We start from the raw sequence: 22965 nt of genomic DNA, 5'->3' as shown, positions 1-22965 counted from the left end.
TGATATCTCGTCGTTTTAAGTTTCTTCAACAATCATTGTGCAACCACCTCTGGCCAGTAAATCCAGTTTTAACTTAGAAGCCGAAGTTACTTTCATCTTTTCTATCTTCACATGAGTCGGCGTTTTCACTTTTTCTCCTCCATCCGTGTAAATCGTTACCAGATATTTTTTTGATGGATCCAGGAAACCGAACGAAAAGTCGATAGTACGCCTATCATTATTGGTCATACAGCCTACAAACCATTTTGTGCCACTACGGCGTGCAATTGAAATAGATTCTCCTATGCTTCCGCTCAAAACCTTAGTGTCATCCCAAACCGTTGGCAGTTGGTCAAAAAACTCCAGTTCTGGAACATCCAATACATCAGACGGACTATCATACCAATACAAAAACTGTAACGGACTATAAAATACAACAGAAGTCGCCAACTGATGCCCTGGAGTATTTTTTAATAAACGATTTTCATTCATGGTGTTTGGCTTAAACTCCTTTCGGGCAAAATAACATACCGTACAATCTGCCGGACCGCAAAGAAAACGGGTAAAAGGAAGCGAAGTATTATTGTTTGCATCCGGAAATTCTTCATTTCCGCGCACGCCTTCCTGGGTTAGCAGATTAGGATATGTCCGGCTAAAGCCTGTTGGGCGGTATTCATCATGGATATCAACCATCATATTGTATCTGGCACATTTTACCACAGCCTCGTGCAACCAAGTTGTCCACCTGTAACTCCCAACACTAACAAATCCAAATTTAATTCCTGCAATACCCCACGATTTATAAAGCGGGAGGATTTCGTCAAGATGATCGGTAAGCGCCCTTTGGTTGACATATACCCAAACGCCAATACCTTTGGATTTTGCATATTTGGTTACCTCTTCCAGATTCAGATCATTCGCCAGGGAACGATCGGGATCTACATGTTTATAATCTAACGGATCTGAGCCCTTAAGTGTTTCGGCGCCATACCACCCCGCATCAAAATGGATATATTGCAATTTTCGCTTTTCGGCAAAATCAACGGCAGCTTTGGCATCCTTCGTGGTGAGTCCTACACGAATAATCTTTCCCGGTTTGATCCAAGCGGTATTTTTGATTTTTGACTCTGGATTTAAATTCAGGTAAATATCATTATTGGCTAATAAATCAGTAGGTTTTTCGGCAACCATAATTACTTTCCAGGGCATTTCAAGCGTCGCAAATTCCTCTACGGTATCATACATCGAACTGCGGATGATATTTTCTTCACCTTTGTCAACCCTGAATTTGGTCCGGGAAAAGTTCGTTAAAGCAGCTTCTCCCAATGCCCCATAAAGCCCATTGCTAAATTTTAAGGTCAAAGGCCGTTCTGCCTCCTCTTTCCAATCTTTAACTGGCATCAGTTCTACAACCCCTTGTGCCGAATAAGTAAGATAACAAAAAGTCTTTTCAGGAACCCGAAAGGTAGTTTGATCGGCGCTGATTTTCATAAAATCTCCACCTCTACCATATCCTGTTGCATTTTCACGCTCGGCAAACACATATCTAAAAGCGATTCCCTCATTATAGGCACGAACGATAACATGCAATTTGCTGCTTTTCCCTTCTTGCTTCACAAAGAATATGGTTTGATTATAATTATCGTGTATCTCCGAGCGTTCGCCATAAACCGGATTCCAAATCTCATTACTTGTCGTTTTTTCTTCCTTTTCTATAGTAAACCCATTATCCCAGCCGTTTACACCCATATTGGAGTTTAAGATAACCGGAGCTCCTTTATAGGAGATACTATAGATCAATTCACCTTTGGCGGTTGGAGAATCAGCTGTCCGAATACTCAGCTTCAATTTGCCGTTGGGCGAAACAACTGTATAAACATCTGCAGCAAGAGATTGATGTGCAAACAGCGCCATTAGGGCTATTATAAAAAACGTCGTTTTTTTCATTTTTTTTTATTTAAAAATTATTTTCCTTGTAAATCACTACCATTAATCTTATAGACATTTCAAAACAGTTCCGGATCATTAGGTATATAAATACCACTTCTTATACCGTAAGAGCGCTTCGAGATAATAATAATCAGCATGCAAGACTGCGTTTTTTATCCATTTTTAGTTTTTTTTATTATTGAATAAGTGCAGTTATTTTTCTGATAGGTCTGCCTGTGTTATGTCCGGATCTTTTATTTATCAACTCGTTACTACTGTCCTTTTCTTCAATTAAAATTTAAAATTTGCATTATCTCATTTTAACAGGTTATCTTCATTCTTCCTACCAAACTCTTATTTTCTGCTTTCCGGTCTGTAATATCTCAAACGGTCCGGGTGAAGGATTTAGCCTGTTGCGGGCATTCCCTAAATAATCAGCATCAATTTTCAGCGGAGTGCCATCCACATTTTCAAATGGAAGATTTGGAATAACTGCTTTACCCAGTGTCTCTGTTGAGGCCATTTTTCTTTTTTGCTGGAGCAGCCAATTTTTGTCCAGGGCAATTTCCAGGTACATTTTATTCCATTCGGGAATCAGCTTTGCCCCAGCGTCAAAATTTTCATTTACTATAAAATTCTTTTCCACAACGTCTTTAACCGGCATGTTTTTAATCTTTTCTAACACTTCGTCGCTTACATGACCATATTTTATTTCTTTATTACCCAAAATCGCCCTTACTGATCCTTTTGTATAGACATTACCATCGAAGATTACCGGTAGTATATTTTTCTTATAAAGGCTTGCGTCTGCTCCGCTCACAAATAAATTATTAATGAATCGAATATCGCCTGCCGGGTTATCATGCAATGCTTCAACATAAGTGGAATGTGGTTTGTGATAAGGAGTTAAGCGAGGGTCATAAGGTTTAACGTCGATATTACCTGCAAACAGGTTGTGTACAAATGCAACTCCGTTTGAGATCATGAGTAAATTTTCTTTGGAAAGAAAAATATTATTGCTTAGGAGCGTTGGTCCATGATTTACCTCTAAATAAATATCCAGGCCGTTGTCATGCAACAGATTATTTTTTACCTGCGCACCCTGCGCCATCCAGTCGAACCAGATCCCCATATTGGTTTTATAAATATGGTTGTTACGGATCTGCACATCCACTCCACCATGAAATTTAATAGCTCCCATTTCCGCACCACTAAACAATTTTCGTACATGGATATCATGGATCGTATTACCCTCCACAACGCTGAAGGCACAACCCATACTGCCAACAATGCCGGTTTGCTCGCAATAGGCGACCGTATTATTGCGCACCAGATGTCCGCCTACTGTGCCCTTGTTCCATCCAAAATTTAATGCCCTGTTGATCGTACCTACATATCCCTCTGCCGATTCGGTACCTTTATTGTCAAAAGCATCACCATACTTACCTAGCGATATACCCACAGATTTCGAATATTGGACCGTGTTATTTTCAATGATCCAGCCTTTACTCCAGTTGGTACCGATCAATCCCATTTGTTCTGCTGTTGGCGGTGCCCAATTGGTGGCAGCCTGTTCCATCGTAAAGCCACTAACAGTTATGAAATTGATAAACGGTCTGTCCGGGTAAAAAACCTTTTGGCGTACATTGATCTCGACCATTTCTTTATTGGGATTCACGTTTTTAAACTGTGCCCAAATAGTGGTGGTCGTGGAATCAACATCTGCCCACCAGAGCGCATTTTTTTCCTCGGCAGCTTTCATGACATTGTCTCTGGTTAATGCTTCCATCAACCAATCACCATTGAGATACACTGCTCCGGTACGGAACTTGCTCTCTTTGGGCGGCCAATACCAGTCACCATGGATTAAATCCTTGTATGGATTAAATTTTCCGAAGAAGCCATTCGGAATTTTTACCACCCAGGTATCATTCTCTGTTTTTTGCCAGCCCTTTATTACCTCGGATCCTTTGATCTCTACTTTCTCTCCCTTGGCTGCCCGATAGGTAATCCGTTCGGTTTCTGAATTACCACCGCGGGGCGGGGTAATCTGTTCGCGATAAATTCCTGTGTGAACGGTAATTACATCCCCGGGCATGGCTGTATTTGCGGCTGCAGAAATGGTTTTAAATGGCTTGACCAAACTCCCTCCATTTGTATCACTGCCACTTATTGATACGTGATATTCTTTATGGCGGGTTTTACCGGTTTGCCCGAACACACTATAACCCGCCAGGCAAAACAATACAATTTGAAATACTTTTCTCATACAAATAATTTAAATTGTGATTAATCTCAATTGATTTTTTTAAGTTTAATGGCAGATAAACTTGCTTTTTCTCTATCCCCACCTAATAATGATACTGACAAAGTATATTTTCCGGGATGCTCAAACTTCATCCAGCCCATGGGATACCAAGAATAAACTGGAGAAGAATTTTGTTGGTTTTGAACAATCGCCCCTCTGCTGCTTTCAATTTTCCAAACCAAGCGCCCTACTCCCGTATAATTTAATTCAGTTTGATAATAACCAGGCTTTAAAACTTCAACTTCCCACTCTAATTTGCTGTTGGTAGTCCATTTGATGACTTCATTGATATGTTTCCATTCACCAAATTTTTCCATCCATGATTTTCCATTTTTCTCACAGTTTATTGCTGTTCCAAAATCGGCATGAATTGTTGTTTCAATTTGGGGGTCTATACTTTGTATTGAATTTGCCTTTGGGTCGCCGTTGACCGTTATTTCTACCACTGATGCCAGCATTTCTGGGGCTTTTGCTGGCATAAGAATATCTATCCAGCCCTCTTTTTTAGTAAACACCAAAGGTTCATTTTTACCATTGTTTAATAATTTTACAGCAATCACTTCAGACAATAATCCAGGAAGATAAAGATGCCCTGTTACAGGCCAATCATAGACTAAAAGCGAAATTTTATTGCCCTGCACTGTTGCATCACCCCAAGGCAAAGCGTGTTTCCAAGGAGATGCCTTTGCTCCATATATAGTTTGGGGGTATTTTTTGATCCAGGTGCCCGAATTTCGCAATGCCATTGCCGCCTGCTCAGGTATTGTGCCATCCGGTTTAGGACCAACATTTAACATGTAAGTACCTCCTCTGGCTACGGTAGAAAGGGCTCGCATCAAAATTTCTTTGGCACTTTTCCAATTCTGATCATAACCTGCGTAACCCCATGAATCATTTGTAACATCTACAGACTCCCATAATCCTTCTATATTCTGTTTAGGGACTTCCATATCTCCCAGAGTGGTATAGTCACCCATATTATGCCCAACACGTCCGGAAACATAGGCTCCGGGTTGGTTTTTATGTACCAGTTCGACTAATTGCGCTGCATATTTTTTGTCCATATCTCCAGGGGTATCAAACCACACCAGTTCTATAGGACCATATTCAGAAGTGATTTGCTGCACTTGAGGATAACACTTCTCTTTGAAAAAGTCATCAAATGATTTTTTGTTTCCCTGTTCATCAACCTTGGGACCATCATTGCCACCGGGTGCTGTCCAATCCTGATTTTGGGAATAATAAAAACCAAAGCCTAGTCCGGCATTTTTACAAGCCTGGGCAAGTTCAATCATTGGATCCCGCTTAAAGGGAGTAGCATCAACGATATTAAATTTATTGTCTTTAGAATGAAACATCGCAAATCCATCATGGTGTTTACTGGTAACAACAATATATTTCATGCCCGCATCCTTAGCCAATTGCACGATGGCATTTGCATTAAAATTTATCGGATTAAAATCTTTGGCGACATTCCTGTATTCCTGAGGAGAAATGTTTGCCATATTACTGTTCATGATCCATTCAGCAATACCATAATAGGTTTTCCCTTTCCACTCATTGCTTATCTGTGAATATAATCCCCAATGTATAAACATGGCATATTTACCATCCCGAAAAAGCTTACCCCTTTTACTGTTTTTTTCATTGCTGGTGGTCGCTTTACCGTTCCACATTTCATCCATCTTTTTCTTTTCAGGTTCCTGAGCCAGAATCGCTTTTGAGAAAAAAAACAAGACAATCATAACCATTAATCTAAAAATATGGATGTTATTTATTCTTAATTGCTTCATTATCTGCGGTATAAAAAAATGATTTATATTGATTTTTATTTGGCTGTTTTAAAAATTAGAAGATTTAGGCAATACATGCATCTATTTTTTTTCCAATCTTTTATCTATCATTTTGTAGTCCCAGGTATTTTCAAAGATTTTGATTTCGACTTTCTCATATCCGTCTGCGCTTGCTACAAAAAAGCATTTGCCCGGGCGGGAATAATAATCTACTTCCTTAAAAATTGCCTCACCATCTTTAGCTATAGCCTGGTATTCTTTTATAAGGACACGATCTTCATTGTAAACTCTAAGCATAACCGCCCTTGAATTAATTGAATGTACAGTAACACCCTCATTAACAAATCTCACAAAAACATCTACTTTAGGCTTTAGCCAATCGACTACACCACCATTATTCAAAATGACCTCCTCTTGCGGGTTAGTAGTCATTTTTAGGTACCCAATTGTGATGGGCTGCTGACAAATATTTGATTTAATGCCTTTTGACTCTGCTACAACACTAATTAAATCAGCGCTTTTATCTGATTTGACCTCAAAATATCCCTCACCATTTTTAACATTTAATTTCTGGTTGAATTTACCACCCCCTTTGTTAATTATGATTTTTACATTTTGGTCTGAAGCTAACGGATTGTTATTTACATCTTTTAATTCAACCTTAAAACGACAAACACTTATGCCGTCAGCTAAGACGATTTTATTTAAGGATAAAACATCAATTTTACTAATACTACCTGATGATATCAATGTGTCGGAAATACAGCGAACAGTAGAATCTGCAATAATATAAGTGATACCAGTTTGCTTTTCGGAATAAACCGGAATCCTCAATGGAAGGTCAACAGCATTCAATTTAATAGTCTTAGCACCAGATTTGAAATGGCTTGGCCCACTTAGATTTAACGTTATATCATTTAAATTTTTAATTGGTCCGTCATTAAAGTGAATTTTTGATAATTCAAGATAGGTTCCTTCTTTGTTATTGGCCGGTAGGTTGACCTGCTCAAATTTAGCAGTAATGGTTGGGCGCGAATCTAACTTTACCAAAATATTTAAATTATCACCTCCAATATGATCTCTATTATAAGCTATGCTGTCTAGCTCATAATTCAATGAGTTGTTTCGCTCAAAACGGTCATTATTTTTTAATAGTTTCCAGGCTGCATCCTGCTTGATATATATTCTTTGTTCCGCTTTATCAAAGTACCAGCCAGAGACGTTATTATATAGTAATGCAGATTTATTGGCTACTTCATTTAACACCTTACCACTGGCTTCTACTTTAATTGGAGGTAATGATGAATGTACTTTTAATAAATAATATCTGTTTTTAATCATACCATTGTATGTTCCCTGCCTACCATTTGTTTTTATAACAATAAGATCCTGGGACTTATTTACCGTGAAGGTAGTGGCGGCGAATTCATTTTCTTCATATTTATAAGTTACGCCATCATCCTCGTGAAGTGTGTAAGATGTCTGACCATAAGGATAAATTTCTAATCCAACCAATACTAGCGGGTGCTCTCCGGCAAACTGGTTCACAAGTGCAGTTGGTATTATTGCGCCTGCCTTTACCAATAAGCCTCCTCCGGCATAAGATGGCCAGCTAATGCTTTTATTGTTTCCTGTCTCTGCTTGGTAAGTTTCGCCAGTCCAGTAATTGATCCATTGCCCCTTAGGCAAATATGCCTGCGTACTCAATTCCTTACCAACAAATTGTGCTCGATCGGACTCATCTATTACTGATGGCTTAGCGACTACTAACAACCAATCGCCTAGCATAAATTGATTTTGCATTTGATAGGTATTAGTATCTTGTGGGTATTCGAGTACCATTGCTCTCATCATAGGAATGGCATCCGTATGAGACTGCCATAAGGTAGCGTAAAGATATGGGCTAAGCTTTTGTCTCAAGCTGCTGTAAAACCTTTCGGATCTTTCCACTTCTTCCGGAAAACACCAAGGCTCGCGAAAATAAGCCCAAGCATCCATTACAGGAGCTGGCGTAAGAAAACTATAATGCAGCCCTTTTGGCGAAAAATCCCTCATATCTTCACTAACAACAGAATGTCCTGAGAGCCCTGCATTTAACATTCCAGTTCCAGACAAAAAGTCGCCTCCCCATTGATACGGCCACCTTTGTGAAGCTACCGATGCGTTATAGGCATGAAATTGTATGAATGTTCTCTTTCCCGTATATTTTCTATAATAATTAAACGCTGTATTTGAGAATATAGAATTAGCTATGTTGTTTAATTCGGGATGTTTATATACTCCGCTGGATAAATAATTATCACTGGAAACGGCCGGATCATAAGCTTGGCTTGTAATATCTCTTGGATAAGGATCATCTTGCTTAAAACTCTCCACTCCAAGATCCAGAAGCGAAAGACGTTTGGCATACCAATTGTCTAATACGTTTCGTTCAAGGATATTTTTTGTGGGAGCTGTGCCGCTTTCCCATAAATCAAAGTGGAATCCCGTTTTTTTCAAATCGGCAATCATTTTGGCGGGTTCCGGAAATCTTTCAGCACTCCATATCAATTTATTGCCATAAGGATCATTTTCCCATCCTGGCTCTAATCCGATGATATCAATCGGGATATGATGTTTACGAAATTCACTTGCGATTTGAATTACATTTTTTTGAGACTCCATATACCTGCATCTGTATTGCAATCCAATTGCCCAATTAGGTGCCATCATTGGAAATCCTGTGAGCGTAGCATATGTTTTGATTATCTGTTTAAAATTATCGCCGGCAAAGAGATAAAAATCAAGCGAGCCTCCAGAATTTTCCACAAAAAATGACGTCTTTGCATCCTTTCCGGTAAAGTCAAAATTATGGTCCCAAGTATTATTAGAAAAAAAGCCATAATTGTGGGTACTCATAAAAAATGGCACAGTTGCTTCACGCCATCTATAATTTTTTGTCCATTTCAACTTCAACCCACGTGCATCAAATCCTGCTCTCATAAAACCAAATCCGTAAAAATGTTCATCTTCTGCCATTTTAAACATAAGCTTATTGGCTTTTTCAAACTTTGGGTCCCCTTTAATTGTTTCTAGTGACGTCAGAAGATTGCCTTTTGAATCAAACAGTGCGATATTAAATGGTTTCTTATTTATTTTTAACACCATTTTTTTTGTTGAAATTGAGATCAAAGCACCATTATCCCGAAAAGAAAATTCCGAATTAGTGAAATCGTTTTTAACTAATCCTTGATTTATCATAATTGATGGGGCAAAAGCTCCATTAGTTCCGCATTGGAAACGAACTATATCATCTTGTTCAATCGTTATTTTCAATTGTCGGTTATTCGGGCAATGAAGAACAACGGTGTTGTCAATTTTTTTGGATGTAATTACCTTGTCCAAAAAAAATGGAGTTTGGGCATTAACTTGGAAGTGAAAAATATTTATCAGAATGAAAATCTGTATAATTTTTGGGTATTTCATTTTTGTTGCTTTTAGATATAAAAAATAGGCTGTGACATTAAGAGATACCTAAATGGTATCCGCTGGGTGTTGGTAGTAGACATCTTAATTTGTTTTTCGACAAAAAAATTGACGTTAGAAGATTTACTACCTTCTCCTATTTAATAATTTTTCCTTCTATCAGAATTTTACCTATGTAAAGGTTATTCGGTTTGTAGGCTTGAGGATCCTTTGTTATACTTTCTTTATTAGACAAGATTGCACTTTTGTCAAAAGGTTCGCACAAAGACCTCAACACTACCGTATGCTTTTTATTTTCAAGACCATCAATCAAAACATAGTTCATTCTTCTGTAGGTGCAATACCCATCAAAACGATTAACTGTATCTTTAACCGCACCATCTACCTCTACAACAACACGTCCTGCATCAGGTCCCATTATATCGAAGATACCAAAAGCCCGTCCTTTGAAACGGATTGTAATTGTTTCACCTGATTTCTCAGCCTTTCCTATAAACGGAAGAAAATTACTAAACTCAGAAAAAGAAGGATTCTCCTTCGGATCCATCAACTCCCAATTTGAGCTTAACTTTGCATTCTTTATGTCGATCATTTGAGTATCAACATAACAATCTGACATCATTGGCTTTGGAAGCTTGCTTTTGATTAATACACTTGCTTTTGTGGGAATCATTTTCTCAAACGAACGTTTCAGAACATTTTGATAAATAAGATGCCCTGTTTCAGGATAAGGATGAGTGCCATCAGGACTAAATACTTTTACACCGTTCTGTTCCTTTTCGTTAGCTTCCATAATAAGCTGATGATTGTTTATCATCTTTGCTATTTCAAAACCAAAGTTGATACTTGGAATACCGTAACGATTGGCCACCTTCTCCATCTGTAGTGCAGAATTAGGTAACATTCCTTTTTGTTCATCTTCCAATGTATATGTTGAAATAGTGTAAACAAAACAAATATCGGTGTATGGATTTGCCTGCTTAATTTGTCGCACAATTCCTTCCATAGAACGAATGATCCTCGATGATTCTGTTTTCTGATCATTTACTGCAAACTCAACAAATACCAAATCTGGTTTATACTTCAATACCTGTTCCTTGATACGAAATGCCCCAAAGTCAGAACGTGTTCCGTTAATGGCTGCGTTCACCTCTGAAAATGTGGCTTGAGGAAAACGCTCCTTAAACCAATTTAGCGAATGCACACGCCATCCTTCCTGTTTGGTGATACTTCCCCCTAAATAAGCCACTTTTACCGGTCCACCATGCAATGCCTTTGAAAAAAAGTTTGGCAGGCCCGCTCTGACTGAGAACTCATTCCATGTCCTCTTATCTTCTATCCCTTGTGCTCCAGCAAATTCGCTCACTTGCAATAAGCATAGGACTGTTAGTACAATAATTCTTTTCATCCGTATATAATTTGTTTTTTAATGATGATGAAGCCGTCATGAGCAATATTTTTCACAGTTTGTCTATTTTTTAATCGGTGTTCAAGAGCTCGCAAGCTCGGTTCATTTCGCTTCGCGAGTGTCAGCTCACGATGGTTTCATATTAATTTTTTTCTTTACTAATACCTTATATAATCACAGTTCAATTTGTACAACATCGACCAGACTGGTACGCATTGAAGCGGGAAGTTTAACTTGGACCTGCTCATCAGAATAACTGAACTTTAACGATTTGGCTGACCCCAATAACTTCACCTTCTTTGGTTTGCTTGCTGTTTTTAGCGTCAACACGATATCTTTGGCCGGAAGTCTGTCCTTCTCATACATACCATTATCTTTAAATTCGGGAATTGCAAAAAGGTAACGGAAATTGTTATTTGACGTTGCAGGTACCGAAGCTGTTTCACCTGCAGGCAACTGCTTTGTGTTTTTTACTGCTTTTCCATTCGCTTTCATCCAATGTGCTATAACTTTTAAATTCTCATATACAGCCTCCGGCATCGAACCATCAGCTTTAGGGCCAATACTTGGCAAATAATTAACTCCCCAGGCGCGCATGGCAACATATTGCCCCAAAATAAATGCATTGGAACGAAAAGGAAGAGTATTACTGTTATTCCAACTTTCTGTCCAAGTATTACAGAACTCTGCCCAGGTATCACCAGGGTCTTTTGTGGGAGGAGTTCGTTCAAAGGTTATAAAATCGCCTGTACCATGCATGCGGGGATTCATTACAATACCTGGTTGCAAACGTCTTATCTCTTCCTGAGTTAGCACCTTAGAAGGATTATCTATGGCTGCACGGCCGTCAAACCAGAGCAGGTCTATTTTGCCATAGTTCGTGAGCAGTTCCGTTAACTGGCCACGTACCATTGCAGCATAGGCTGCACGGTGTTTGGCAGTTTCTTCGACAGTTGGTTTTGAAGTTCGAGGACTCAGATTTGCGTCCAATTCAGGGAAAGTAGGATTGTGCACTCTTGACTCCTGGAAAAAAAAGTTCTCATAATCCTTGTTAAAATGCCAATCGGGTGGCGAGAAATAAAGCCCAACCTTTAAACCATATTTGCGGCAGGCATTTATAAAAAGTCCCACTAAATCCTTGCCTCCTATAAAGTTTTTAGTGCTAAAATCACCATAAGCACTTGGCCATAGGGCAAATCCCTCGTGGTGCTTGGTGGTCAATACGGCATAGGTAAAACCGGCTTCTTTCGCGGCCTTAATCCATTTTTCAGGATCATAATTTTGAGCATTGAATTCCTTTGCCATCGCCCAGTAGTCATTCGGGGTTATAAAGAAACTTCCACCATTTATTGCTTTGTAATCCCGTTCCTTTACTACCCTTTTAATTTCCAGTGTATCGATTGCCTTCGACCTTAGGCCCCAACCGACTACCATTGGCCAGGATGCACCAATATCTTTTACGGACGATAATCCCCAATGAATAAAAAGTCCTAACCCTGCATCCGGATACCATTGTGCATCAGGATTGCTGGTATGGGTATATGTAGCATTTTTATCTACTATATTTCCAATTTGATCATGCTCCAATTTAACTCGATCGCCCTCTTTTTCTTGTCCAAAAATTTGACATGAAACTATACCCAGTAATAAACAGGTAATAAGCTTTATTCTAATATGTTTATTCATAAATTATTGTTTAGCTGCAGTTATGATTTAATGGTTATAAAAGAGATGTATACCCTATTTGAAAATAACACCTCTTATTTTTAATTTATTTTTGTCATTGTTAAAGTTTTGCCATCGGCACTATTATCTTAACAAAATACATCCCTCAGCAAGTCGGGATACATCAAAATTGGCATCGCTACTTTCCATTTTTTATTCAATACCATTTGCTAAATAGATCAAAAACAAATGCTTCTGAAGTACCGTTATATCCAGTAATATTGATGTTTAATATATCTTTTATAGGAATCGGATAGACTTGTACAGTAACCTTTTCATCCGTATATAATTTGTTTTTAATGATGATGAAGCCGTCATGAGCAATATTTTTCACAGTTTGTCTATTTTTTAATCGGTGTTCAAGAGCTCGCAAGCTCGGTCCATTTCGCTTTATCAGTGTTTGCTCACGATGGTTTCATATTATTTTTTTCTTTACTAATACCTTATATATCACTGTTCAATTTGCACAAATCGACCAATTTGGTCGGCAGGATGCTGGAGGATCTTAACATATATAAGTAAGTTTCGTAATTAAGAAACCGTCCAATTCTTTTCATCAATGTCTCCTTTGTTAAGCATTGTATACAAAACAGGGTAACCTAAGGAACCAGTTTATGATTATCGTTAAAACAACTTTGCTGCTATAGTTGATTTTTTGCCGTTAACAGTTATCGTAATGTTTAAATTACCATTTTCATAATCGTTTGCGGCATTTTCCTCCATGCTTATATCCGGAGCGCTGTTTCCATTATATGGAAAAACCACCGAGATAAAACGCTGTGGCTGTTCAGTAATTTTTGGCTTTTCGTACACAAAAGCTGGCCTTGCCAGTTCTTTGCGGTAAGCATAAGATACTTTCCCTTCCTCCTCCTTTAGAGATACTTTGTCTCTGTTCAAATACTGAATCAGCAAATTGTTCCCATCAGGATAATTGGTATAAACTTTATATTTTCCTTTATCAAAAAAAGGGTTAGAATCTTCTTTTAGCTGGAAATGTATGCCTAGGTTACCCCTGGCTTTACCCATCGCCGCATCAATAATCAGAAAATATTTTTTATCGATAAATAATACGCTGCGACGGTGGTTTAAATCAGGATAGCTTGGGTTGGTATAGGTAAGGATATCAATATTTTTCCCGGTCGCCCATTTGTTAAGCTGTGCTTTGGTAATAACCATGTTTGCATTATCGAGGGTAAGAGTGCTGTGTACACGGGTTTGGCGGTAAGCATTTCTAAGTTTAAGGATCGCGGAATCGCCACCGTAGATATAACAACCGGCATCGGGTGTAAAGTTCCTGCCTTTTACCCAAAGCTCGAACGTACCATTATCAGGCTGCGCATGAAACTCTCCCGGCGGACTCGCCTTTAATACCATAACGGTAGATTTTTTGTCCCAGCCGTTTCTAAACGTATAAAACCCAGAAGTGCTTAATCCTTTGGACAAGTAAGAAGGAATCTTTCCCTCTTTTCCATCGGTTGCAAAATACTTTATCACATCATTCTGAGGAAAAATTTTCGACCAATTAGCAAATTGTTTTATCCTGAGATCTTTATCAACCGGAAACGAATCGCCAAACATTGGATTGTTATAATCCGGAAAAGTATAATTGACAGTGGCCATGATCATCCGTTCTATAATCTGGGTATAGCTTTCAGGAAATTCTTTTTCCAAACCTGCCATTTTTGCGGCCTTATAGGCGCTTAAAAATATCTCTATCGCTGCGACATGATAAACAGGAGAAAGTTCGAACTGAACACCATCTGGATAAATCTGTTTTTTGATTTGTGTATTCAATACCCCGATGCCGTCCCTTCTCCAGCCACCGGCGTTTTTTAACTCTGGGAAGAATGCCCCGGCAAATAGTACGCTTTGTGCCGCAAAAAGCAGATGATTGCCATGTTCAGTACTGTAGGGAAGAATATATCCTGCCTGTTGGTTGTAGCTGCTCAAAAACTCCATTAAAAATGCTGGAGAAAAATTGGGCGAGTTAACAAATAAATTAAATGAACTGGGAAGGCCTAAAACTCTTAGTGATACTTCTAATGGCCGCCAGGCAATCCTATCATTTTCTTTACTGTGGCCGAAAGGATTTTTTCTGACCCAATCCCGGAACTGGAACACCCATTCTTTGGCATATTTCTCATCTCCACTACTGCGGTAGGCCAGCCCCATAGATTGCCACCAGGTGACACGATGCAGTTGCCAGCGAATTTCGTCATCTTTTATTGGCCAATATTGCCAGTCAATATCTTTCCCATAATCAAAAAAACCATATCCGCCATGGGGTTTAAATTTGTGGATCAGGGCATTGTCTGCTTTTTCCTGTTCGGCCGCTTCGATAGGTTTTCCAACAAAAGCAGCTCTGTCGGCCACATTAAATTCGGGGTGTTTTACCGTTGATCTTTTCCGGTAATACTCCAGTAACTCTTTCGCGGCCTCATTATATTTTTTGTCCAATACCGCTTGGTGGACTTTTTCAAGCCCCGGATAATTGAGGTTGATTATATCAAAGCTTTCTTTCTCCAGCGGAGTTTCCTGTGCATTAGCAAACCAAAACACCAGCGACAGAAAGGCCATTATACTTATTTTCTTAAACTTCATTATTGTAGGGCATTAAGCGCTGTAACACCATTTTTTTTTAAAATTTGTCGCTTTAGAAACTTCCTTTGCAACATGAAACCCTTTATCCTTTTAAGTCTGAAATAGTTTATTTATAAATTATTTGTTCTTTATAACTTTGCTATAACAGATTGCGAAAAAATGCATTCTCTAGTGGATAAAGGGATTTCGGATATTATATTTAGAATCTACCTTTCACCCGTTCACGGAGGATAGTTTAAAAGCAACACCCGTTATAAATCGGGTGTTGCTACGCTTATTATTGAAAACCTAAATTCAGATCAGTTTCAACACTAGGTATGGCCCAAACAAAACTTTTATCAGTATAAGGCACGGGTGCGGAAATAACGGGAGCTCTATTTCCATTTCCTACATCCACTTTTAAACCTCTTAAATAATCTATCCTATCGCCCTCACAGAACATCTCAATCAGGCGTTCATCGCCAATCATAGCCTCGGTTATGTTTAGTATTGTTACATAGTTGGGAGACGATTCGTATGTCATGCCTGCAACTGTTGCATTCCAGGCACGTTTTCTAACTATATTCAGATCGCTTGCTGCACCAGCTTTATCCCCAGCCTTAAACCTGCAGATGGAACGAGTGAGATACATTTCGGCCAGCCTGATTATCGGATAGTTTGTATTCCAGGCCAAATTGCTACCTACAGGTGCTCCTCTGAAAGCTTTATTGGCAAAAATAGTACTGTATGTAATTTTGGAATCTGTATAAAACCTTTCGGGATATCGATTTGCAGCAGGAACAGAGGTCGGTTCTCTTACAGCCATCAGTTGAGTGAAGCGTTTGTCCCTCAATGCTTCCATTTTAAATGTTACGTTCACATCTATTTTGGGATTATCCTGCCAACCCAATCTCTTGATAACTGTTGGATCCAAGCTGGCCTCAGTCCAGCCATTCACAAAGGGTCCCCTTAAATTGTTGGATTCGCCCATCAAGTGCAATTGCGGAGCGGTTGTCACATCATAGAGAGGCAAGTACATAATCACCTCTTTGCCACGGCTCAGGGTGTTTTTATTAAAAGCCTCAATGGGATCTTCGCTCAAATTATAATCACCGCCATTTTGCTCAATAACAAAGTCGGTATATCCTTTTGCTTTTTCATATTCACCTTTAGCAAAGTGTGTACGGGCCAACATCGCTGCCGTTGCAAATTTATTTGCCCTGCCAGCCTGGTATGACGGATGCATTTTTCCAGAGATATAGCGCTCCGGCAAAAGTGAATATGCTTTTTCAAAATCCGACTGTATCTGCTCCCATATCTCCTTGGTCGTCCCTACCTTACTATTAATGGCCTCAGTGTAACTATGTGCTTTTTTTGTAAGCAATGGAATCCGTTTTGCATCATTGGCACCACCAGGCACATAAGCATCACAATAAACAGTGGCGAGCATATAATAGGCATATCCCCGCAAAAAATAAAGTTCGCCAGTAACCCGGTCCAAATTGTATTTTTTATCGTCCGCATTTATTGTTGGGTATGGATTTCCGCCATTTTTTTCTAAATATTCAAGCGCATCATTCACAGAACCAATTGTACGGTATGCTACAGTAAAAACATTAGGCAAAAATTGTTTTTGATTTTGTGCATCGCGGTAATAACCCCACCCAAAGCCAGAACTAATACAGGCCACATCATCCCCAACGTCATTTTTATACATATTCCATGCGTTGAAGCCGCTGTTATAGTCGCTTGTTAAAAAAAGAGTATTATACGATCCGATTGCAGCTCTGTCAAAATCAGCAAGCGTTGTCCAAGGACTTTCAACCGGTCTTTCTAATTCAAAAAATGCCTCATTTTTACACGCTGTAAACAGCATCAAAACGGCACATATAAGAAATAATATTTTTTTCATCTTTAAATAATTTATATTGACTTAGCGTCAAKGGATTTATAAATTTATTAATTGTTTAAAATTTAACCGAAACGCCAAAGCTTGCAGCAAACAATTGTGGTAAATCCCAAGAATTAACATAGCCTTGTCCTTCAGGATCCCATCCTGGGTATTTGGTCAGTGTATAAAGGTTTTCGAAACTGGCATAAAGCCTGATATTTTGAACAGATTCCTTCATTTTTGGTGACAGCGGAAGGGAATAACCCAAGGTTACCGATTTTAGTTTTACAAAATCGCCTTTGTAAAGGTATTGAGAGGTGAGGGCACGTGAGTCACCAAAAGCTTTGGTAACACCGTTTACGTCTTTGTAAGCATTACCTTTCCATAACACACGCATATACTTGGCATCATCCCCTGGATTTTTCCAGTAATTCTCATAAAAATCAACAGGTAACCCGATAGCGTTTCCACTCAAACCTGAGCCGGTTAAATTTCTATGATACAGATCATAAATATAATTGCCACCTGAGAAAGAAATTAAAAAGTTCAAATCGAATCCTTTGTAGTTAAACTGGTTAGAAAGACCTCCGTAGTATTTTGGGATTTCATTTTTGTTTTCCATATGGAAATAGTTAGCACCTACGTTAGGCACATTAGCGTCCAAGAGCACCTCATTCCCATTGGCATCTTTCAGCCTCCTTGTTTCACCTGTTTGGGCATAATAAGCCTTATCAAGAGCATATATTTTAGGTAATCCCGTTTGAGCGTCAAGTCCTGCATAATCAGCAAGGTAATAATCACGTATACCGGTACCTACTTTTGTGATATAAGCTGAACTCACCATTCCTGTCCCTTTTGAATCGATTTGCGGAGTTAGTTTCTTAACCTCGTTATGATTGAATCCTATATTGAATGTTGTTTGCCATCTAAAATCCTTGGTATTGAAATTAACAGAAGTTAAGGAAAGCTCAACCCCATCGTTTACCAAATCACCGATATTATTCCAAAGTATTCCTGAGCTTATTCCTGCTGAAGGCGGTAAAGCTACTGAAAGAAGCAGGTTTTTAACATATTTGTTGTAGTAAGCGAGCGATCCGTTTATACGGTTATTAAAGAAACCAAAATCAACTCCAAGATCAAAACTATTAGTTGTTTCCCAGGTTAGATTAGTTATCCCCAGGGTATTGAGGCGAGTTCCGTTAGTAGCTGTAATATCACTACCACCATACGCCAAAGCGGTGGTATATCCATTCCCATCCAATTTCGAAGGAATATTTGAATTACCCGTTTCACCGTAGCTTCCTCTTATTTTTAGGAAATTTTTTCTTCCAAAATCACCCATAAATGATTCGTCACTAAGAATCCATCCTGCAGAAAATGCCTTAAAAGTACCCCATCTATAATTAGGGGTAAATACTGAAGCTCCATCTCTTCTAAAACTAAATCCTAACAAATATTTGTCTTTGAATTTATAGTTGGCGCGCCCAAAATAACCCAGACGGTAATTTTCATTACCCAATGTGGATGACATAATTGTTTTTTGATTTGGCGTTCCCAATTCCTGATAGCTTCCCACTAAATCTTTTCCTTCCATAGTTCGATACCACCCGGTTGTTTTTTGATTTTCCACACCTCCAACAAGATTTAAATTATGGTCGCCAAATTGTTTATTATAAGTCAAGAAGAAATTAAAATTTGTGGTTTTAATTGTATTCGCATAATCCGACGCATAAGAATATCCATCAGGACGGATAAGGAGTGATTCCCAATGGTTTGAATTGGCCTGCTGAAAATCCAAAGATGCTTCTGTACGAGCTGATAGTCCTTTTACAAAGGGAATATGATATTCTCCATAAACCCCAACCAATGCACGATAAAGATTAAGGTCTGTCAGATTATTTGCCAGGTCGTTTGTTGCAGCCGGGTTACTTCCAGATTTTGGATTTAAATATAAGTTCGGATTGGTCAAACTATAAACAGGTAGCATCGGTGTTGCCATAATTTGACTGAACGATCCGCCACTGTTAGTCTTATTTGATACGCTCAGATTGAGTTTTACACCTGTCTCGAAATTGCTCATTGGCTTGAGATCTACATTCGTCCTTATTCCGTAACGTTCAAGCTGATCATTTTTCATCACCCCCTCATCCTTTCTGTAATTTCCGGATATAAAATATTTGGTATTTTTATCTCCTCCGACCACAGAGAGATTGGCATTACGAAATAATCCAGTTCTCATTAGTTCTTTCTTCCAATCTGTATTGGTAGCCAATACCTGATCTCTGGTAAGTTTCTCCGTGATGTTCGTCATTACTGGGTAGTAGTCCGTTTCCAGGTCATATGGTCCCAAACCATTCGCTGCTTTCGAATTATCCAGGATTTCAAAAAGTTGTTTGGTATTAACAGTTTCAACCTTTTGGAAAGGCAAATCGGAAATTCCTGTACTAGGATCAAAATTTATTGAAATCTTCCCTGCAACTCCAGACTTTGTCGTAATAATAACAACACCATTCGACCCTCTGGAACCATAAATAGAAGTTGCAGCGGCATCTTTTAACACCTCAACTGACTCGATATCTTGTTGATTAACAAGAGACATATCACCTATTACCGGAACACCATCGATGATGTAAAGAGGAGATGTACCAGCACTAATTGAACTTAATCCACGGATTAAGACATTTACAGGAGCACCTAACTTGCCTGATGTTGCTTGAACACTCACTCCTGAGGCCTGTCCCTGTAAAAGTGACAATACATTTGTAGAGTTACCTGTTGTTTTAAAAGCTTCTGCCTTTATCGTAGAAATACTACCAATCACATCTCTTTTTTTCTGTGTACCGTAGCCCACCACAACAACATCATTCAATTTAGCATCGGTTTGCTTTAAGGCAATATTTCCCAGATCCTTGCCGGCCTTTATTTCTGCACTCACATACCCTATAAAAGAAACCTCTAGCAATGCGTCCTCATCAACTCCTTTCAATTGAAAGTTCCCGCCATTATCGGTAATCACAGCCTTTGTAGTACCTTTTACTTTCACAGATGCACCGGGAAGCGGTTTCCCTTCAGCGTCTACAACCCTACCAGAAATGTCAATGACCATATTGACAGCCTGATCAGGCTCAATCAGGATCTTTTTGGATTTTCTGACAATGATTGTTTTATTTTCGATTTCATAAGTCAAAGACTGATTTTCGAAAGACTTTTTCAAAACATCATTTAAAGGTGCTTTGTTGAAATCGAGGTCAATTTTTTTGAAATTTCCGGCCTCAATACCAACCCAGAGCACATTATAGCCAGTTTGCTTGGTAATTACCTTAAAAAGCTGTTCCAGGGAAACATTTTTCTGCTTTATGGTTATTTTCTGTGCAAAACCTGTTGCACTTACCTGCATAATAGTCACTATTAATAAAACGCTCGTCAGTTTCATAGTCAACAGGATTTTTGGCAATAGCCGATTAGGCCAACATACATTATTGGTGTAATTTTTATACATTTGGATTTCTGTTTAGATTAAAAAAGGAATTCAACACTCATTTTCGGTTTAATCAGACATGCTAATCTGGGGCGCTTGCTACGCTCCAGATTTTTTTATATGATTACCGTTTTAGTTTCCGCTAAGGCACATTTCTGGGTTTTCTCATGGTTGGTTAGTTTGAGTTTATATTTGGTTAGTTAACAAGGCTCCTTATAGATAGCGCCTTGAGTTTATTTTTTATTACCGACAATTACCGTTCGGCCCTTAATTGTAAATTGTAGCCCCCCTGTTTTTTCGAATAAAGCCAAAACTTCTGAAACTTTATCGAACTTGGATATGCTTCCTCCTACAGGCAAGCGTTCAAGATTCTGGTCCTGATACTCTACCTCTACATCATACCACCTGGCTATTTTATTCAGGGCGGTCATCAACAGTTCATTTTCAAAAACAAAGCGGCCGTTTTTCCAGGCTACACTACTCTCGGTATCAACCGCATTAACTGTTAAAGTGCCTGTTTTGGCTGACACCCCCTCTTCGCCCGGTTTGAGTAAAACCCTGTGGTTGATCTTTACAGAACCTTCCAGCAAGGTCGTTTTTGTAACCTCTTCATCAGAATAGCTGTTGAGGTTAAAGTGTGTACCCAGTACCTCCACCTCTTGTCGATCCGTTTTCACGATAAAAGGGTGAATTTTATCCTTTGCCACCTCAAAATAAGCTTCTCCACTTAGTTCCACCATGCGTTCACCTGTCCCGCTAAAAGAACTGGGATATTTTAATGATGTAGCCGCATTTAGCCAAACCCTGGTGCCATCAGGTAAACTTACCTGATACTGTTCTCCTTTCGCAGTCGAAAGAGAATTCATTTGATGGCTATCCTGTCCATTTTGAGCTTTTACTTCATAAACCAGCATCCCATCTGCCGCTTTGGTAATTACAACTCCTGCTTCTTTGGCAAGCTCCCCGTTTGCTGCTGCCGACAAAACAATTTTTTTCCCGTTTGCCAGTGTTAAGGTAGCTTTATTGCTCCCAGGTTTAATTTCACTTCGTTTAGCTAAAGCTGAGGGTACCGATAAGGGTTTGGGATTTCTTAAGTGATATACTCCAATTGTAGTGATCAGCAGTATAATCGATGCAGCAGCAATGTATATCCAAAGTGGTCTGATCTTTTTATTTGTATTATTTCCAGGTCTTTCAACAAATTTCAACCGCTGTTTTGCCGAAATCAAAGCCAAGTCCACATCTACAGAATTATAGATCCGGCCTTGATTTTCCAGACTGGCCTCATCAAAAATACTTTCAAATATCTCCTTATGCTCTTGCGAGGCATTGATCCATTGCTCCAATTCCTCCAGCTCACCATCGTTGAGTTCATTAAAAAGATACCCACAGATTAGCGCTGCTATGCGGCTACTGAAATTTACATTTGGAAGTCCCATCGTTAATATATTTGGCTCAATTATCTCTATAACCGGATGCCTATTGAATTTGTCCAAAAGATTTTAATTTTTTTTTAGGAAGCCTGTCAAATGCATATTTCATATCACTTTTCAGATGTTTTTTTGGGTAAAAAACACGAGAGCAACCTTTGAGGAGGGCTTGTTATCCGCCAGGCCCGGCACGCTGGGTAGATTTACATATTATGAATATGGATTTGCTTTTTAGAATATTTGCCTGGCATGCTTAAAAGGAGCTTAATGCCGGACTCCTGTAAATAGAATAACCGCAATAAGCAGGTATTCGCTATTGGGCAATTTTTGCCTTAATAAATTAAGCCCCCTCATCTTTTGGCTGTTTACTGTACTGATGGTAATCCCTAGTTCTTCCGAAATTTCTTTTGGTTTTTTATCCTCCCTAAAGGTCATATAAATAACTTTACGGCATTGTTCTGGTAAAGTATCTACACATGCAAAAATCCGGCTGATCACCTCAGCATGAATGATATCCTTCAGGGCAGTTTGGTCTTCGATGAGCTCATTCGAACCTATTGAAGATTCATATTTGGCCTTTACCTTCTCTTTTTCTAATTGCTTGAAACATGCATTACGGACACAGGTATAAAGAAATGCTTTAATTTTGAAAATACTATCAAAATCGGCCCTGCGATTCCATGCCGTAACAAGGCTTTCCTGTGCAAAATCTTGTCCCATACCCGGCTGAGACAGGACGCGGCTGGCATAAACACACAATAAAGGATAATAGCAGGTAAAAATCTGATCAAAGGCTTGCTCACTCCCGTTCTGAAACTCATGTAATAGCACGGGATTGTCCTCAATATCCTTAGATTTGATTGATTTCCGTTTATTTGCAATATACCTCATAATTTGTATGCACATATATACATATTATCTCGATATGATCAAACTATTTTTAATAAATAACCTGCTGTTTATCATTTGCGGCAGATAA

The 22965-nt window shown here is 38.9% G+C and carries 11 protein-coding genes; all 11 read right to left on the bottom strand.

Annotation, left to right across the window (positions count from 1 at the left end; all coding sequences use genetic code 11):
• Positions 1–15: 15 nt before the first annotated feature.
• Positions 16–1926, bottom strand: coding sequence for a glycoside hydrolase family 97 protein (locus tag AC1DNH_RS00095; protein ID WP_477625043.1), 1911 nt, complete (start codon positions 1924–1926; stop codon positions 16–18).
• 325 nt (positions 1927–2251) lie between these two features.
• On the bottom strand, positions 2252–4177 hold the full coding sequence (locus AC1DNH_RS00090; protein ID WP_477610289.1) for a right-handed parallel beta-helix repeat-containing protein: 1926 nt from the start codon (positions 4175–4177) through the stop codon (positions 2252–2254).
• 26 nt (positions 4178–4203) lie between these two features.
• On the bottom strand, positions 4204–6009 hold the full coding sequence (locus AC1DNH_RS00085) for an alpha-L-fucosidase (RefSeq protein WP_477625042.1): 1806 nt from the start codon (positions 6007–6009) through the stop codon (positions 4204–4206).
• Between the two features lie 81 nt (positions 6010–6090).
• Positions 6091–9474, bottom strand: coding sequence for a glycoside hydrolase family 31 protein (locus AC1DNH_RS00080; protein ID WP_477625041.1), 3384 nt, complete (start codon positions 9472–9474; stop codon positions 6091–6093).
• 136 nt (positions 9475–9610) lie between these two features.
• The gene (locus AC1DNH_RS00075) at positions 9611–10882 is read right to left on the bottom strand and encodes an SGNH/GDSL hydrolase family protein (protein WP_477581425.1); all 1272 of its coding nucleotides are present in this window, start codon (positions 10880–10882) and stop codon (positions 9611–9613) included.
• A 174-nt stretch (positions 10883–11056) separates the two neighbouring features.
• On the bottom strand, positions 11057–12568 hold the full coding sequence (locus AC1DNH_RS00070) for an alpha-L-fucosidase (protein WP_477581423.1): 1512 nt from the start codon (positions 12566–12568) through the stop codon (positions 11057–11059).
• Between the two features lie 663 nt (positions 12569–13231).
• Positions 13232–15208, bottom strand: coding sequence for a heparin-sulfate lyase HepC (gene hepC, locus AC1DNH_RS00065; protein WP_477581421.1), 1977 nt, complete (start codon positions 15206–15208; stop codon positions 13232–13234).
• A 277-nt stretch (positions 15209–15485) separates the two neighbouring features.
• A complete protein-coding gene (locus AC1DNH_RS00060) occupies positions 15486–17099 on the bottom strand; it encodes a RagB/SusD family nutrient uptake outer membrane protein (RefSeq protein ID WP_477581419.1) in 1614 nt (537 codons plus the stop codon).
• Between the two features lie 55 nt (positions 17100–17154).
• A complete protein-coding gene (locus tag AC1DNH_RS00055; protein WP_477581418.1) occupies positions 17155–20511 on the bottom strand; it encodes a TonB-dependent receptor in 3357 nt (1118 codons plus the stop codon).
• 278 nt (positions 20512–20789) lie between these two features.
• The gene (locus tag AC1DNH_RS00050; protein WP_477581416.1) at positions 20790–22052 is read right to left on the bottom strand and encodes a FecR family protein; all 1263 of its coding nucleotides are present in this window, start codon (positions 22050–22052) and stop codon (positions 20790–20792) included.
• A 198-nt stretch (positions 22053–22250) separates the two neighbouring features.
• Positions 22251–22877 carry an RNA polymerase sigma factor gene (locus AC1DNH_RS00045; RefSeq protein ID WP_477625040.1) on the bottom strand — a complete coding sequence of 209 codons (627 nt, stop codon included), beginning with the start codon at positions 22875–22877 and terminating at the stop codon, positions 22251–22253.
• Positions 22878–22965: the final 88 nt, after the last annotated feature.

It is taken from the genome of Pedobacter sp. 01N310 (genome assembly GCF_056399805.1).
This window is presented reverse-complemented; position numbering and strand designations above follow the sequence as displayed.

Coding starts and splice junctions, on each gene's coding strand:
- AC1DNH_RS00085 (WP_477625042.1), bottom strand. CDS start 6,009: ATGAAGCAATTAAGAATAAATAACATCCATATTTTTAGATTAATGGTT.
- AC1DNH_RS00045 (WP_477625040.1), bottom strand. CDS start 22,877: ATGAGGTATATTGCAAATAAACGGAAATCAATCAAATCTAAGGATATT.
- AC1DNH_RS00095 (WP_477625043.1), bottom strand. CDS start 1,926: ATGAAAAAAACGACGTTTTTTATAATAGCCCTAATGGCGCTGTTTGCA.
- AC1DNH_RS00090 (WP_477610289.1), bottom strand. CDS start 4,177: ATGAGAAAAGTATTTCAAATTGTATTGTTTTGCCTGGCGGGTTATAGT.
- AC1DNH_RS00070 (WP_477581423.1), bottom strand. CDS start 12,568: ATGAATAAACATATTAGAATAAAGCTTATTACCTGTTTATTACTGGGT.
- AC1DNH_RS00080 (WP_477625041.1), bottom strand. CDS start 9,474: ATGAAATACCCAAAAATTATACAGATTTTCATTCTGATAAATATTTTT.
- AC1DNH_RS00075 (WP_477581425.1), bottom strand. CDS start 10,882: ATGAAAAGAATTATTGTACTAACAGTCCTATGCTTATTGCAAGTGAGC.
- AC1DNH_RS00060 (WP_477581419.1), bottom strand. CDS start 17,099: ATGAAAAAAATATTATTTCTTATATGTGCCGTTTTGATGCTGTTTACA.
- hepC (WP_477581421.1), bottom strand. CDS start 15,208: ATGAAGTTTAAGAAAATAAGTATAATGGCCTTTCTGTCGCTGGTGTTT.
- AC1DNH_RS00055 (WP_477581418.1), bottom strand. CDS start 20,511: ATGAAACTGACGAGCGTTTTATTAATAGTGACTATTATGCAGGTAAGT.